This window comes from Pedobacter metabolipauper (assembly GCF_004362715.1).
In the GTDB taxonomy this organism is placed as follows: domain Bacteria; phylum Bacteroidota; class Bacteroidia; order Sphingobacteriales; family Sphingobacteriaceae; genus Pedobacter; species Pedobacter metabolipauper.
The window spans coordinates 670,055-687,243 of record NZ_SNYC01000005.1 but is presented as its reverse complement, the minus strand read 5'-3'; the positions used below and the strand labels follow the sequence as shown (position 1 = coordinate 687,243).

Annotated in this window: 11 protein-coding genes; 5 read left to right on the top strand and 6 right to left on the bottom strand. The window is 41.0% G+C overall.

What is annotated here, in order from left to right; genetic code table 11:
- Window positions 1-196 precede the first annotated feature (196 nt).
- The 5 genes from ATK78_RS15355 to obgE all read left to right on the top strand — a co-directional run bounded on the left by ATK78_RS15355 (window position 197) and on the right by obgE (window position 8,168).
- Window positions 197-3,406, top strand: a complete 3,210-nt coding sequence (locus ATK78_RS15355) for a SusC/RagA family TonB-linked outer membrane protein (RefSeq protein ID WP_133576991.1) — start codon at window positions 197-199, stop codon at window positions 3,404-3,406.
- Between the two features lie 17 nt (window positions 3,407-3,423).
- The gene (locus tag ATK78_RS15350) at window positions 3,424-4,941 is read left to right on the top strand and encodes a RagB/SusD family nutrient uptake outer membrane protein (protein WP_133576990.1); all 1,518 of its coding nucleotides are present in this window, start codon (window positions 3,424-3,426) and stop codon (window positions 4,939-4,941) included.
- 415 nt (window positions 4,942-5,356) lie between these two features.
- Entirely contained in the window at window positions 5,357-6,001 is a 645-nt protein-coding gene (locus ATK78_RS15345) for a DUF6266 family protein (RefSeq protein WP_133576989.1), read from the top strand.
- Between the two features lie 525 nt (window positions 6,002-6,526).
- A complete protein-coding gene (locus ATK78_RS15340) occupies window positions 6,527-7,096 on the top strand; it encodes an adenylate kinase (RefSeq protein WP_133576988.1) in 570 nt (189 codons plus the stop codon).
- Window positions 7,097-7,169: 73 nt separating this feature from the next.
- Entirely contained in the window at window positions 7,170-8,168 is a 999-nt protein-coding gene (gene obgE / locus ATK78_RS15335) for a GTPase ObgE (RefSeq protein WP_133576987.1), read from the top strand.
- Here the strand turns inward: obgE and ATK78_RS15330 are convergent.
- The 6 genes from ATK78_RS15330 to ATK78_RS15305 form a co-directional block, all read right to left on the bottom strand.
- The gene (locus ATK78_RS15330; protein WP_133576986.1) at window positions 8,158-9,495 is read right to left on the bottom strand and encodes a TCR/Tet family MFS transporter; all 1,338 of its coding nucleotides are present in this window, start codon (window positions 9,493-9,495) and stop codon (window positions 8,158-8,160) included. The genes obgE and ATK78_RS15330 overlap by 11 nt on opposite strands.
- An 82-nt stretch (window positions 9,496-9,577) precedes the next feature.
- Window positions 9,578-11,059 (bottom strand): exosortase Y, encoded by a 1,482-nt coding sequence (gene xrtY, locus ATK78_RS22785; protein WP_166664895.1) that lies wholly within the window; start codon window positions 11,057-11,059, stop codon window positions 9,578-9,580.
- Window positions 11,056-12,501, bottom strand: a complete 1,446-nt coding sequence (locus ATK78_RS15320; protein ID WP_133576985.1) for an exosortase Y-associated Wzy-like protein — start codon at window positions 12,499-12,501, stop codon at window positions 11,056-11,058. Before ATK78_RS15320 ends, xrtY begins: the two co-directional genes overlap by 4 nt.
- Window positions 12,491-13,606: a glycosyltransferase family 4 protein gene (locus ATK78_RS15315; protein WP_133576984.1), complete on the bottom strand. Its 1,116-nt coding sequence runs from the start codon at window positions 13,604-13,606 to the stop codon at window positions 12,491-12,493. Before ATK78_RS15315 ends, ATK78_RS15320 begins: the two co-directional genes overlap by 11 nt.
- Complete coding sequence (locus ATK78_RS15310) at window positions 13,599-14,756, bottom strand: glycosyltransferase family 4 protein (RefSeq protein WP_133576983.1); 1,158 nt, start codon at window positions 14,754-14,756, stop codon at window positions 13,599-13,601. Before ATK78_RS15310 ends, ATK78_RS15315 begins: the two co-directional genes overlap by 8 nt.
- Entirely contained in the window at window positions 14,753-17,119 is a 2,367-nt protein-coding gene (locus tag ATK78_RS15305; protein WP_133576982.1) for a GumC family protein, read from the bottom strand. The genes ATK78_RS15310 and ATK78_RS15305 overlap by 4 nt, the downstream gene beginning before the upstream one ends.
- Window positions 17,120-17,189: the final 70 nt, after the last annotated feature.

The window sequence follows — 17,189 nt, the reverse complement described above, 5'->3', positions numbered from 1 at the left end:
TACGGTTGCTGATTGGCCTTTGTGATGGTTAACTGGCAGCCCCTGGACTTCTTTGCGTCAAATTTTTAGCCTGGGTTCATTTTTAAATGAACGGTAAGATGCATCACACTTAAAGGCATTTAAATCTAGTTATCCCGCAAAGCCCAGTTTTATGAGCTTAAAATTAATCCAAATATAAACTTAAAACTACCAGCATATGAAAAAAAGTAACTACAAAAGAAGTACGCTCTTACTACTTCGTGTAAGAGAAGATGGGTCATTTCTAAAGGTGTTGATCTGTCTTTTAGCATCCATGCTTATTTTATCTCCTACCGGGACTTTTGCGAATGCCATCAAAAAGGCTGTTCCCCGCGGTACTTTAATTAAGAACAATAAGATTGATGTATCCGGAAGGGTAGTGGATGCAGAGAATAAACCGATACCGGGAGCCACCGTTAGGGCCAAGACGGGTAAGGCGGTAACAATAACGGATACTGATGGTAAATTTACCATTAAGGATGTAACCTCAAGCGACATTCTGGTGATCACCTATCAGGGCTTCACAACCAGGGAACTTCCGGCTTCGGCAGATCTGTCGGCCATTCAGCTGACTGTTTCAGCGAGCGACCTGGAAGAAGTTGTCGTTGTTGGGTATGGAACTACACAAAGAAAAGACCTGACAGGTTCCGTATCCAGCGTTTCTTCAGCGCAGGTAAAAGATTTGCCGGTTAGCTCTATTGATCAGAAATTAATTGGCCAGGTTGCCGGGGTTCAGATCAGCGCACCAACGGGAGCACCAGGTGGCGGGGTAAACGTAAAGATCCGCGGTACCGGATCTATCACCGCTGGTAATAATCCGCTTTTTGTGGTGGATGGTTTTGCCATATCAAATTCTGGCGGACAGGTTTATAATCCATTAAATGTGATCAGTCCGGATGATATAGAATCGGTAACCATTTTAAAGGATGCCTCCTCTACCGCAATATATGGTTCAAGAGGTTCAAACGGGGTTGTGGTAATTACCACCAAACGCGGTAAGACCGGCCCTCCGGTAGTGAGTGTAAATTCTTACATCGGATCGCAGCAGATCCCTCAGAAGGGCCGTCCTCAAGTTCTTAATGGAACGGAATATGCGCAGTTCAGAAAGGAAATGATCATTGATGATTTTGCATCCAGAGGTTTAACCGCAACTGATGCCGATATTCCGGTTCAGTTTAGAAACCCATCCGAATATGGGGCCGGTACAGATTGGTACGATGCGGTTCTGCGCACAGCCATGCAGAATAATATTGATGTTAGCCTTCGCGGCGGGTCTGAGAATACGAGATATTCTGCATCCTTCGGTCGCCTGGAACAGGAAGGAACGATCCGTTATACCGATTACAAACGGTACTCCTTAAATTTCAACATTGAATCGGACATCAGCAAGAAAATAAAATTAGGTATCAGTGTTGCACCAAGCGGCGGGATTCAGAACAGGAATGGATTTGAATCTGGTCAGCGTGATATTTTAACACGTACCCTATGGTTAAGTCCGATTGTTCCAATTGCTGATGCTGCCGGAAACAGAACTGTTTTTATTACTTCTCCAGGTGCTATCGGCGCTGGAAACCCGCTAAATACGCTCGAATTTGCAGGTACAGAAGCCAAGTATTTCAGAGGCCTGGCAACTGCGTTTGCTGAGTATAAAATATTTGATGCGTTAAAAGCCAGATATAGCTTCAATTACGATTATACGAACAATGGTTCGTTCTCATTTAGCCCATCCTTTGTGATTGGTGAAACAGGGAATGCGAATCCCAATCCATCTATTCCTTCATCAAGTACTGCTCAGAACACGACTTCCAACTGGTTGTCTGAGATTACGCTGTCTTACGATAAGAATTTTGGAACAGATCACCGCATCAATGCTGTTGCTGGTTATACTGCACAGGAAGAAAGATACGAGGGGTACAATTTTGGCGCAACCAATTATCCGGATAACCTGATCGAAACGATCAATGCATCAACTTTACTGAACGGTGCAGGAGCAGGAATTGAAAAATGGGCATTAATCTCTTACCTGGCCAGGGTTAACTATACTTTTAAAGATCGTTATTTATTGACCGCAACGGTTAGGTCTGATGGTTCATCCCGCTTTGGTGCAAATAACAGGTATGGTGTGTTCCCTTCCGGTGCTTTTGCGTGGAGAGCCTCTCAGGAAAATTTTCTTAAAAATGTAAGCTGGTTAAGCGACCTGAAGGTTCGTGCAAGTTATGGACGTACGGGGAATTTTAACATTCCAAATTACCAGTATGCATCGAGTATCGGATCATCTAACTATTCTTTTGGCGGCGGACTGGCCAGCGGGCGTGTTTCAGGTTCAATTGCCAATGAGAATCTAACCTGGGAAAAGGCCGATGAGCTGGATTTAGGTATTGACCTGTCGGTATTGAATACCCGGTTAAGTTTAACATTAGATTATTATAACCGCATTACCAGTTCATTGCTGTTAAATGCTGAGCTGCCATCGGCATCCGGATTCTCTAACTCTACAATAAATCTGGGTAAAGTTAGAAACAGGGGTTTCGAAGTGGGTGTAAGTTCTAAAAACTTAACTGGAGAATTTACATGGAATACAAATGCAAACATCAGTATTAACCGCAATGTGGTGTTAGAACTAAATCCTGGTAATAACAATGCCCCAATTTATAGCGGCCGGAGCGGTGGCGGATATTCTACCCATAAAACTGAAGTAGGAAAGCCAATTGGTCAGTTCTTTGGATTTGTATTTGACGGCCTTTACCGCAGTCAGGAAGAATTGAATACCCAGCCTAAAGACGGTTCGTCTGTTGTTGGTTCTGTAAGGTATAAAGACATTGATGGTAATAGGATCATAGAAGCGGTTAAAGATTTTGATGTGATCGGTAATGCCCAGGCAGATTTTACGTACGGGTTTACCAATACCTTCGGTTATAAAAACTTTGATCTCAATGTGTTGGTTGTTGGCTCACAAGGTGGTCAGATCATGAAAACCGGTAATGAATTTCTGACCAATACAGATGGTGTATTTAATGTTGACCGTAAAGTATTGGACAGATGGCGGTCTGCTTCAAACCCGGGTAATGGATTGGCTCCAACCACAGTAGGCGGCAGAACATTGTATCGTGAAGTAAGTTCGCTTTGGATTGAAGATGCCAGTTTTCTTCGCATTCAAAATGTTTCATTGGGATATAATTTTAAGCAGAAATTCATCACTTCCTCTAACGTGATCAAAGGTTTAAGGGTTTATGCCAGTGTGCAGAACCTTGCTACGTTCACTAAATATAGTGGTGCAAATCCTGAGGCAGGAACGAATGATGGTTTCTCTGCACTTACTCCAGGACGCGACTTTACTGCTTACCCACTGCCAAGAATCATTACTGCAGGAATTAACATGACCTTTTAATTAAAGAATTAGATACTATGAAAACTCAATCAAAATATATATTTACAGTCTTATCTATCTTAGCCTGTTCGTTTTTAGGGTGTAAGAAAGATTTTTTAAACCAAAGTCCGGAGTCGAGCTTAACGAACGTTAATTTCTGGAAAACGGAATCTGACCTGAAGCAGGGTGTTACCGGCGCATACAGCTCACTTCGTGGGATGGGAACCTTTAGCTTCTGGCTATTTGGTGAAATGCGTTCTGACAATACCACTTTTCAATACAATGCGCCACAACGCGGACAGGAAAACAGGGAGCAAGTTGATCAGTTCATTGCAAACTCTGCAAATACATTGCTGCAGGATTTTTGGAGAGATAGTTATACCTCTATTTTCAGGTGTAATGATGTGCTGGATCATGTAGGCGCTATTCCAATGTCGGACGCCGGAAAAGCACAGGCCATTGGCGAAGTTAAGTTTCTCCGTGCATTTCATTATTTTAACCTGGTTAGGCAGTTTGGTGGTGTTCCGCTTCGTCTTGATGTAACCAAAGCGCCGGGTGATGCACCTTCAAAAGGAAGGGCTACGGTTGAGGCTGTTTATACTCAGATTATTGAAGACCTAAACGAAGCAGCAACGAATTTACCTGAAGTAAGTGCCTATGCGGCGGCTGATAAAGGCAGGGTTTCAAAAGGTTCTGCAAACGCATTATTGGGTGAAGTGTATATGACACAGAAAAAGTTTGGTGATGCTTTGACCGCTTTGAGAAAAGTTACCGGATATAGCCTGATGCCAACCTATGCCAGTATATTTTTAACATCGAATAAGAACAATGTAGAGTCTGTATTCGAAATTCAGTACTATTCAACAGCGGGTACCAATCTGTCGAGCAACTTTATGTACCAGTTTGCACCGTTTAATTCTGGCACTGCAGTAACGCAGGATCCGGGAACAAACTTAAGCTTTACCAGCGGCTGGAATACACCTACCACCGATCTGATTGCTTCTTATGAAGCGGGTGATGTGCGTAAAGATGTTTCTTTAGCAGAAGGATTTACCGGATCAACGGGTTTTGTTGCGGTTCCTTACATCAAGAAATACAACCAGGGGTTTGTGCAGCCGGGACAAACGAATGTTAATTTTCCGGTGATCCGTTATGCGGATGTGATGCTGATGATTGCGGAATGTTTAAACGAACAGGGCTTTGTTCCAAATGGGGAGGCATTTAACTTGTTGAATGAGATTCGCAGACGAGGCGGTATCCCGGCTAAAACATTCGGGAATCCGGTGCCGGCATTAAATGTAGCTTCTCAGGATGCGTTTCGTGAGGCAGTTTATCAGGAGCGTAAGGTTGAACTGGCATTTGAAAATCACCGTTGGTTTGACTTAGTACGTACCGGAAAAGCAGTAGAGGTGATGAATGCTCACGGACAACGTGAAATTGCGAAGGCACCGGCCCAATATCCATCCGGAGCTTATATGCTTACGCTAAATAAGATCCTTTTACAAATCCCGCAGCGGGAGGTCATTCTGGATAATTTGCCTCAAAATCCACAGTAAATTTATATGCAGCTGCATCAGGCAAGTATAGTAGCTGGTGCAGCTTTTCTAATAAATAGATTAAGTTAGCGTTGGTTATGAATGTTGGATCCCCGGGTGTTTGCCCGGGGATTTTTTGGTGGCTTTTGGTGACTTATACTGCACTGAAATTCCATTGAATTAACATATGAATCTCATTTGTTAACTAATTATGAATTATCTGATGGCGGGAAGTTTCTTATAAGGAAAGTATAAGTGAGCGCCTTATTTCCGGAGAATCTTTGGAGAGTCTTCGGACATTGGGCGGAAAAACCCAATGATTGTGTACTTATACCTTGGCTACAAGAAGAAATATGTTTTCTTTATGGTAGAATTTAGATCGAAACAAATTAGTTGTCAGTGTGTTGTGTTTTAATTAATCATTAAACTTGAAATTATGGCACGAATTAGAAATGGAATTCTTGGAGGGGTATCGGGTAAACTAGGACCAGTTGAATGTTTTATCAGGAATGGCGAAGCATTTGTTAAACTATGCAAGAAAAAACGGACAGTCCCTCTTTCACCAAAGCAACTGGGCGTATGTCAAAAGCTTATTATTGCAAATGAGATGATCAACAGCATGACGCCATTTGTTGCACTGGGCTTTGACCAGGCGGTAAAGGGTTTATCCCGTACCGCAAATAATGCGGCAAAATCATACCAGATTCGAAACAGTATTAATGGAACGTACCCGGATCAGACTATCGATTATCCCAAAGTAAGGCTAACTGAAGGAGATCTTCCCGCTGCGGAAAACCCGGGAGTAGCAGCGGTAGAAAACGGGTTAAAGTTTAGCTGGGATGTTGATGACCGCAATAGGTTTGATCAGCAATGGACCCGAGCCATGTTGCTGGTCTATGTACCTGCATTAAAGAGTTCTTATTACACCCTTAGTGGTGCCCGCAGAAATGAAGGCAGTGATGTAATGGAGCTACCCTCATCTTTCAAAGGTTATGAACTGCAAACTTATATTTCTTTTATTTCTGACGATAAGCTGGGCATTTCGAATAGTGTATATGCGGGGCATGCTATTATTTTTTAGGGGAGTAAAAAATAATTAAAATAAATTTTCATAAAACTTGGTTTTATAATTTAAAAATGCAGAAAATAGATTATGGCGAAACCAAAGCTTTAGATATTAAATTAGAAGCCGCTTAGTATTGTGTTGGATGGTCACTACCCTACGGTAGACAAAGATTTTGCGCATAAAGTAAGTTGGGTTTCATGGGTTGCTTACTGGAATGGTTTGAAGTAAACAGGAATTGGAAAGACGGCGCCTATTTTGATTCTCCAAAAGATGGAGCAGATAAACCACGCACCGGCACCAACGGATAAAGTTAAAGCCTTAACCCCATATTTAATTTAAATAATTATATATTTGCACGCTTTAAAGGATTTAGATATGGTTTGGTTTAATTCATGCCTGATCAATTTGAAATAGCAAAAAGTAATTAATTGAATGGTTTTGAAGACGAGTTTCAACCCTCTGGGATGATATCTGAAAAGACTTAAACAACGAAAAGATTTGCTGCTGCGGCAGGAAGGCTTTGATTTAAAGACAACCCAAATGCTTAATTTTGTTCTCTTTGGCCCACCGGGTGCAGGCAAAGGCACCCAATCAGAAAAATTGATCAGTCAATATCAATTGATCCATATATCTACAGGCGACCTTTTTAGGGCCCACATTAAAGATCAGTCACCATTAGGACAGCGTGTAAGTGCGTTAATTGCTGAAGGACAATTGGTTCCGGATGAAATTACCATCGCCATGCTGGAAGAAGAAGTGGATAAGAACCCTGATGCTAAAGGTTTTATATTTGACGGTTTTCCAAGAACAGTACCTCAGGCTGAGGCACTGGATGAGTTTTTAATAAGTAAAGGTACTTCTATAGCTGGTGTAATTGCACTGGATGTAGATCAGGAAGAACTGACTAAGCGGATCGCTCAGCGTCAGCTGGAAACGGGTCGTGTTGATGACCAGGCTGATAAGCTTCAAAAACGTATAGAAGAATATTTTAACAAAACAGTTCATGTTTTGCCTTACTACGAAGCAAAAAATAAATTAAGTAAAGTAAATGGCATTGGTAAGATCGATGACATCTTTGCTGAACTATGCGCTGTAGTTGATCAATATTAATCATTAAATGGTATAGATAGCGGGACAGAGCTAAGTTCTTCCCGCTATTTTTATTTATAAAAAAATAAAGAGTATGTCACAAGGTTCGAATTTTGTAGATTATGTTAAAATATGCTGCCGCTCCGGAAAAGGAGGTTCTGGCTCTGCACATTTGCACCGTGACATACGTACCTCCACAGGTGGTCCTGATGGTGGTGATGGCGGAAGGGGCGGACACATTATCCTTCGTGGTAACTCCCAGTTCTGGACGCTGCTTCATTTAAAATACCGTAAACACATCATTGCTCCTGATGGCTTACCAGGTTCAAGTGGTACATCTACCGGTAAATCTGGTAAAGATGAAATTCTCGATGTTCCCCTGGGTACCATTGCCAAGGATGCGGAAACCGGAGAAGTTATTTTTGAAATTACACAGGACGGGGAAACAAAGATCTTAACGGCCGGCGGTCGTGGCGGATTGGGTAACTGGCATTTTAAAACACCAACCCTTCAAACACCACGTTTTGCCCAGCCGGGTGAAGCCGGTAAAGAAGAATGGATGGTGCTTGAGCTCAAAGTTCTTGCTGATGTAGGCCTTGTTGGTTTTCCAAATGCAGGTAAATCAACATTGCTGTCCGTGCTGTCTGCTGCAAAACCTGAAATTGCTGACTATCCTTTTACCACCTTAGTCCCTAATCTGGGGATTGTTTCTTATCGTGACAGCAAGTCTTTTGTAATGGCCGATATTCCAGGGATTATAGAAGGTGCATCTAAAGGAAAGGGTCTTGGATTTCGATTCTTAAGACACATTGAACGTAATTCTGTTTTGCTTTTTATGGTTCCTGCGGATACAGAAAGATCGATACAACAAGAGTATGAAATTTTAAAAGCTGAGCTTCAGGATTACAACTCTGAACTGATGCAGAAGCCGCATTTACTGGCCATTACCAAATCTGACATGCTGGATGAAGAGTTGGTTGCTGAAATGAAAAAAGAGCTTCCTGCTAATATTCCTGCCATCTTCATCTCTTCAGTAGCTCAAAAGAACCTGGTAGAATTAAAAGATATGCTTTGGACTGCAATTAACTCTTAACGCTCTTAATGTTATCGACGTTCTCCACGTTCTCAGAGATATTGTCGTTTGCGAAGTTTTCAGCATTCTCAAAGTTCTCAACGCTCTCAACGTTCTCAACGTCTTTTCGGTTTAAAAAAGATTCTCTTTTCATGGTCCTGTAAGCAAGCAGGGCACTGATCAGCATCAGTATTGCACCGGCAAAGAATGGTGCGCCGGAGAATTTTATTGCAGCACCAGGCCTTGTAAACCACGCGAACAGATAAGTCATCAATAAAGGGCCAATGATAGATGTGGCACTCATGAGGCTGGTTAAAGCACCCTGTAATTCACCTTGTTCATTTTGAGGCACATTTCCTGACATGATGGACTGTAATGCAGGTCCGGCAATTCCACCCATGCAGTAGGGAACCAGGAATGCGAACATCATCCAGCTTTCTGATGCAAAAGAAAATAGCAGGAGTCCGAATGCATACATACCCAGTCCCATATAGATACTTTTCTCATCACCCAAGCGCGGATTGATGAAACGGATTAATCCGCCTTGTACCCCCGCAATGAGCAGGCCTACGGTTGTTAATGAAATTCCTATAGTAAATGGGCTCCAGTTAAAACGTTCTATATTAATAAATGTCCAGGTACTTTGAACGGCATGGCTGGCGATATAAACAAACACCAACGAGAAGACCAATCCCCCTAAACCCTTATATTTTTTAAGCTGCAGTAATGAACCCAGTGGGTTTGCCCTTTTCCATTCAAATTTGCGGCGGTGTTCTTTATCTAAAGATTCTGGAAGAACGAAATATCCATACAATACATTGATAAGTGTTAATCCGGCTGCGGCAACAAAAGGAATGCGCGGACCCAATTCTCCCAGCAAGCCGCCAAGTGCAGGGCCTATTACAAAGCCTAATCCGAAAGCCGCCCCGATCATTCCAAAATTTTGTGCCCGGTTTTCATTGGTGCTGATGTCTGCAATATATGCTGTAGCTGTAGTGAAGCTGGCACCGAAAACACCAGCAATGATACGCCCTATAAATAACCACCAAATGGTTGGTGCCACGGCTAAAAACAGGTAATCTATCCCGAAACCAAATAATGACAGGAGCAATATAGGCCTGCGGCCATACCGGTCGCTCAGGTTACCCATGATTGGCGCACAAACAAACTGCATTACCGCATAAGCAAAGGTTAGCCAGCCACTCCATTTGGAAGCCTGACTGATGTTGCCGCCTATCAGTTGTTCAATTAATTGAGGGAAAATTGGAATGATCAATCCTATTCCAACAACATCAAGAAGTAAGGTGATGAAAATAAAACTCAACGCAGCCTTTCGGGATGTAGCCATAGATTTTTAAAATTAAACCCCGAAAGTTATACTATTTAGTTCGAAATTTTATCTTTTATACCAAGATAATTCAAAACACAGGCTATCGGGGTGATTTTTGATGTTTTCTTAGAATGGGCTTGAAATTAATCCATCGATAGATCATGATCCCCATCAGAAGATATAGCAGGCCATTAAAAAGATGATGGTGATCGATATATGGCAATACATATTTTGGATGATAATAAATGGCAATCAGGACCATTCTTGTAGTATTTAACACCTGTATACTGATTAACCCAAGAATTAAGAAAATAAGTTTTTTGTACAGGGGTTTAGGAAAGGCCAGTACAAAAGCTGAAAAAAAACTCATTAACCCATAGCCAAGGCAGGAATAAATGAGCCTGAAACCTGAGTGGTCTTTTACACGGAGGCCCTGGCTGTTTTCTGTTACTATATAATTTAAGTGTTTTAAGACGAGTGCCGTTGAGCTGACATAAAGATCTCTCCAGTAACGGATGTAATTGAAATGTTGGTCAAGCATAGCGATGTAGATGCCTCCGGGAGTGGTAACGCCAATAAAAGCAATATTAAAACTGTGTAGCAGGGCGAATAACAGTAGAAAGGATGTCAGGAATTTCAGCGGATGATTCTTATCCCTGGCATTTGCTTGCTTTGCCTGCATTTCATCGATCTTGATGTCTACAATCAGCCTAAACCAGAACCCTTGCAGAAAATGATAGATGATACCAGTTTTGCCGTCTAAGATTCCCAATTGAAAAATCATCCGGTGCGTAAAATAGAGGAATACGCGAATGTACTTTGGAGAATTCCACCATAATCGTTTAAGCCAGGCATTGTGCTCATTTGGCATACCCCAAAGTTTGGGTCTTATAACTTTAAAACTCGGACTTTCTGTATGTTCTCCACGCTCTCCATGCTCTCCACGTTCACTACGCGCTTTACGCTTTCTTTGCGCTTTGCGCTCAATTTCTTCTTCAGCAAGCAGTGAGCTGTATTTATTGTGTTTTTCAATCCAGAAGCTGATGGTGTTGTCTTTTAGGTTTTCCTCAATCAGGTGTCCGTTCTTCCAGATTATTGTTTTTCCGGGAACTTGGAAGCGATGGTCCATGTTTTCATTTTGATCTGAATATCCAATTCCGCTTCTAAACATTTTAAGCTGGTATTTTGGATAGAAGCCGCCGTGTTTAATCCATTTACCCTTAAAGTAGTTTTTACGGTTAAAATAGATCCCGTTAATGCCATGATGTGCATCGTCTCTAAAGTTATAAAGCAACTGGTGGAGTTCTGGTGTGATGATTTGATCTGCATCCAGTCCAATGATCCATGGTGTATCGATTTTGAAGTTTTTTAATGCGTAATCCCATTGCATGGGATGATTCTTAAAAGAATGAATCCGGGTATGCAGTTTGTTTTTTTGGCATATTGTCAGAGTTTGATCTGTGCTTCCTGAATCCAGGATGTAAACGGGGGCATTTAATGTCAATATAGAATCCAATAACCGCGGCAAATGCTGCTCTTCGTTATAGGTTAGAATGATGAATGAGAAATCTGCAGTTTTCATAAATGACCCGTTTGAAGTATTTTAAGCCTTCTTAAAATAAAGTGCAGGAATTGCATCAATACGTAACTATAAAAGATGGTGTTAATGAGAAATTCAGACGTATTGCCGCGCCATAGTTGTTGAAATAAGCTGTTAAAAATGATTATGCAACCCATTTGGTAGCCTCCAAATAATCTTTCTGCTGTATTACAGAGCCATTGTGTAACCATGCCATATAGAAGCAGGCCCAGGAATATACCCATCGGCCCTGCCATTAGGTAGCAGTCTGTAACGGGCCTTGTCTTTGCCGAGGCTGCGGATGCACGGTTTACGATGCCCAATTGATAAACCCGCTCCATGGCAATCTGCTCCGTGCTTGGTTTTTCTTTCCAGAATGCTTTTGGAACCAATGCATACATGGAGTTTTCTAGAATATGCAGTCCATAATATGGATGCTGATCCGGAACCTGGCGTACATAACTGGTAAACATTCCGGTTTCGCTGAACCGGTTGGTTAGAAAATCCCAGTTGTTGCCGGCAATTTGTTCATCATTGTGTGCGTCAAAAAAAGTTTGATAGGCTTGCTCACGGGCAACGGTATTTGTTTTTCCTCCAAACCAGGACTGAGATCTGATGACCATGGTAAAGGTTGGCAGGATATAGATTGCGAGATATATGCAGGGGATAAAAAGAAACAGGATGGTCTTTCTATAATAAGGGAAAGCAATGGCCATTAGAATAATTAAATTTATAATGATACTTTCTTTATAGCCTGTTAGTGTAGTATTCAGAAAGTTTATGCCAAAAGCTGTACAGCCAAAAACTACGGACAACGCTTTTTTGTAGATCAGCCCATGAATAAAAATATAGGCACTGCAGCTGATTGAAAGAGAGGTTAAAGTGTATTTAAATTGAATAAATTCTGTCGTGATATTCATTAAAAGTGCAGCTAAATAAAAGCCAATACCCAGCTTGATCAGTAAGAATTGATCGGTTTTGTAATGGTACTTAACGGCTGGGAAAGGTTTGATCTGCAGGATCATTCCGGTTACCAGTGCTGCGTGTGCCAGTAACGCAAGCCGCTGACATTTAGCAATCAGCCTGGTTTGCGCGTTGGACTGGAAATAGGGATCCAGATCTCTTAAGTATGCATAACCCAAATGATCCATGAAATAAAAAAAAGAAGTGCAGCACATAAAGCCTGCAAAGATGATTTGGGTTAACGCGATCGGGCGCATGATTTGATCCTTTAAAGGCACGTCGCAGCTAATGAACCTTACCTTTGAGAATAGGCTAATGTAGAAGATGAAGAAAGACCCGGACCAGGAAATTAAATAAGAAAGTATAGGATTATGCTGTAGCAGAACGGATAGCAATAAGGGCAGGTAAATCGGGATAATCGTTTTAAATGGAACAACCGTTTTAAAGCGATGGCTGATAGTGGTCTGATCATTATAAGGCATTGAGGATTGATTTTACTTGTGTTTCGAAATTCCAGCTTTGAATGATCGTTAATGACGACGCTCCTTGTAGCCTTAATGCGTTGCGGGTGGTCATGAGCTCAGTAAGCTTTTGTTTTAAGTCGGATTTACTGCCGCTTTTAAAGGTGGTTCCATTTGTTTGCCGGACAAGATCTATTGCGGCTCCGGCCTGGTCTGAAACAAGAACTGCTTTTCCTGCTGCCATCGCTTCATTGATGGCCAATCCCCAGGATTCTTTTATTGAAGGCAGACAAAACAGGTCTGCTGCCTGGTAAATGGAAGGCATGTTTTGTTGATTTTGAAAAGGGAGAAAATGAATGTTATTGTTGGAGCAACACCTTGTCTTTAATTCCTTTTCCAGAATTCCTGATCCCGTAAATAACAGGTGTGTATGAGGGAGGTTTAGTTCCAGGAAAGCCTGTGCCAATAGGTTTGGGTTCTTTATGGGTTCTAATTTTCCTGCAAAGACAATCAGCAGGTCTGTTTCCTGTACATTCAGGATCTCCCTGACCGGCAAGTTTCCTTGCTGATGGAAACGGGCATTGTCTACGGCATGCGGACAAAAGATCAGCTGCCTTTCTTTTAATCCGTATGCGTTGTAATATTTCTTGTTATGGCTGCCTGTATACAAAGCGATATCAATCTGTTTGTATATCCAGTTGAGCAGATACTTTTTTGCCAGCCTTTTTACAAATGGGGTGGAATTTAATAAGGTTGAGTCGCCACGAAACAGGATGGGCAATTTTCTATTAAAATGCCGGATGATCTGCAGGTGGCTGTGATGTGCCCATCCGTATACTAAAAGCCGGTCTGGGTTAAATTTTAAAATGGATGCGATGGCTTCAGGGTTTTTGATGCCATTGAAATGTATTGAATTTGGCTGTTGCGCGGTATTGATGAGGAACTCATGATCATATCCATCCAGTAAAGGAATGTCCCAATGAATAAACTGCTGAAAACCGTTATCATAAACGGCATCCTTACCACGTGTATAAAAGACCTTTATTTCAGTTTTCTGTGCTAGTAGTTTAAAAACGGGTACATAATACTGTATGGGATGCGTACAGACGATTGCTAGTTTAATCATGTCTTGTGGTTTTAATTGCAAGGAGCGCAGCAATCTTTCGCCGGTATTGCGTATAGCTGAAATTTTGTATGGCCGTGTTTTGTATTTTTAACTTTTGTATCGCTGGATCTTGTTTGCCTGATCTTTGCGCCGGAAATCCCTGCTCAGAGAGATTTTTGATGAGTGCATTTTTGATTGCGTTGATGTTATTCGGATCCACTGTGGTTCCAAGTGCTCCATATAGCATGGCCTCATAACTACCATCGCAGTTGCCTGATATAATTTGACATCCACAGTGTGCAGCTTCTATGAAAACAAGTCCAAAACCTTCTTTCTGACTTGGCAATACGAATACATCTGCCAGCAAATAGTGATTGCTCAATACGCTCTCAGGGATGAAGCCAACTAATGTAATGTGTTTGCCTAGTTTTCTTTCTGTAATCAGTTTCTTTAAACGGAGTACTTCCTGTTGATCTGATTTTCCGCAAAGGAGGTAATGCAGATTTGGAAATTGTTTCATTAATTCGGGCAGAAGCTGGATAATCTTATCATAGCCTTTCTGATTTTCATATCGATTAAGTCTGGAGATTGTTAACAGTATGGGTTGATCTGCTGAAAGGCCATACTTTTTGAGTAAATAGCCGGGCTTATTAAATGCTTTTGGGATTTCAAAGAACGGATCAATGCAGTTGTGGAGTACGAAGATCCTTTTCGCTTTGATGCGATGTTGCGTTTTTAATAGATTTTTGGTGTAATTGCTAACTGCCCAGATCTGAATGCGGGACTGTAAACAGGCATTTTTCAAAAAAGTCTGTTCACGCCATACTTCAGTGCCATGCGCAATCAATATGATTTGCAGCCGGTAATTGACTATTTTTATCAGACAGGCTAAAGGAAGCAGGTTAATGTGGTTGACGACAATAGTTTTACAGCATACTCCCTTTATAATGGTCTGTAAGATAAAGCAAAACACATTTCCCTTAAAACCTTTAAATTGAGATGGGGCTATGTACCTGTTATCTGGTTGATCATCATATAAAGAGAAGTTATAGTAGGTAATTTTTCGATTCGCTGCCTTTGATAACTTCCCCAATGTATAGGATAACGTTCTGGCAACTTTTTGAATGCCTCCGGTATGGCTAAAACTATCCAGGGTAAGAAACAGGATCATGATTCAAAATAGTTTTTAGCACTGGGCCGGTTCGATTGGCCGGTATAGTATTGCTGATTCTGTTTGCGGGTTTGGTTATTTAAATAACTGTGGAAATTATCGGCCTTGAAATTATTTAGGATAATGGCGACATTAGAGAGGTTTAACTCTTTCCTGAGGTGTTCTGCGGTGTGGACAGCTCCTTTTTTTGAAAATCCACAGCGCAAAATAAACAGGTTTACATTGGCTAGCTTTAGAAGCGGTTTGGCATCGCTAACCAATCCAATTGGTGCAGTATCCAGGATAATGTAATCATACCTGGATTTAATTTCGGATAACAGATCTGCTGTTCTATTTTTCTGCAGCAGCTCTGAAGGGTTTGGCGGAATTGGGCCGGAAGGAATAAAGTCTAAATTTTTAATGCCTGTTTTGAAAATGATCTGTTCTGATGTGTTTTGATCGGAAAGATATTTACTAAATCCATTTTCATTGCTGATTCCTAATCGCTCATGCAGTTTAGATTTTCGCAGATCTGCAGCAATCAGGAGTACACGCTTATCAATTGATGTTAATGTACAGGCGAGGGCATAAGAAATGAAGGATTTGCCTTCACCGGAGACTTCTGAGGTAATGCATACAATTTTTGGGTCCTTTTCTGATGCGATAAAATGAAGGTTACTGCGCAAATACCGAATTGATTCTGAGAATAATGATCTTTGGGTGTTGATAGATGTTAACCGCGCTAAGGGATTTGCAGTTGTTTTATTAAGTTGCGGTATGATACCCAGGATTGGAACCTCGGTGAGCTGCTCAATGGCTTCTTTAGTGTAGATGTATGGATTGAGAGTTTGTACGGCAAACAGCGCGGATATTCCAACTATAAATCCAGAAAGAATACATGCAGTGTATGTGTTATTTATATTTGGAGATATAGGCTCAATTGGAAATACAGCCTGATCAATTATTGTTGCTCCTGAAATAACAGAAGCTGCAGAAATTTGAGCTTCGAGTTTTTTCTCTGCAAGATAGTTGTATACTTTTTGGTTGATGTCGAATTTAGATTGAAGATGGATTAGTGTCTCTTCTTTTTTAGGGATGCCAGAACGTTGTTCCCGAATGCTGTCGCACTGTTTAATTAATAACAAGTGCGTTTTGTTATTGCTGAAGTATGTTGCTGAGATGTTATTGGTGATGGCTGTTTTAAAGGCGTCAATCTTGTTGTCTATCTGCCTCACAAAAACAGAGGCAGGTGTATAAAGGTTAAGAGCATCTTTCTTGCTAATGACCAGTTCATTGTATTTATTTATTAATGTAGTTAATTGAGGGTCTGTACTTTGAAGCAGGCTATAGTTTAGTTCGTCCTGATGTTGGTTTAATGCGAGGTCTTCCTTAAAAAATTGGAGAAACTGATTTTGGATATTTAGCTCATGCTGTTCCTTTTCCAGTGCTGCAAGTTGATTTTCGTTATGTGCTGCAGCGGCAGAGATGCTCAGGATCTGATTGTGCTCCTTGAATTGTTGAATATCTTTTGCTGAATTTTTAACCTTATTGGAAAGGTTCTGCAGCAAAGGGTTGATGAAATCTATGGTTTTTAATGCGGATGCTGACCGTTGAACACGCTCAAAATCCATATAGGCAGTTACAATGGCATTCATAACATCAACTGCAAAATTGGGATTGGCATCTGCAATTTTTAAATGAAGCAGGCTTGTATTTGGGGTGTCATCTATTTTTAATGCGGTACTGATTTTTTCAATAAGCTGGCTCTGGTCGTTGAACAGGATGATCAATGGTTCCTGCTTATATTCTTCCTTTGTAGTTATAATAAATTTTAAATCGGGGAACTTTATGACTTGTCCGTATTTATAGATTTTACGGATCTTTGTCTTGTTTAGTTTATAGATCAGTTCATATTTTAATGTACTGATAGGTTTTAATTCGAAATATCGGTTGCTGTTTTTATGCCAGTTTCTATAGATGATATGAATGTTTACCGGCTTATTGGGATATTGATCCTTTAATCTGAAACGTGTTTTGGTAAAGAAAGACACGTCGCAATCTAAAGAGCCGATTGCTTTTGTTAATACATTTCTGGATCGGATCACCAGTTTTTCTGATTCGATCCGGTTGGCCCTGTCGAATAGATTCTTTACGCTGACCAATTCAGCAATCTCTGATTTCTTTTCATCGAATTTTACAGATGCATCTGCTAAATATATTGGCTGACTAAAGTATAAATATATGGTGCCGGCCAGTGCGCCAAACAAGGTAGAAATAACGATCCAGTACCATCTGCTTAAAAGCATCCTAATGGTCTTGATATAGCTAATTTCAAGGAATTCATTGGCTTCAATTCCTGGAGACATCCTGTTGTTGCGGTACATAATTTAGGGGTTAGATGTATGTCAGTATTTTAGTTCTTCATTAAAAATCTTGTTGTTTTTATTAATATTT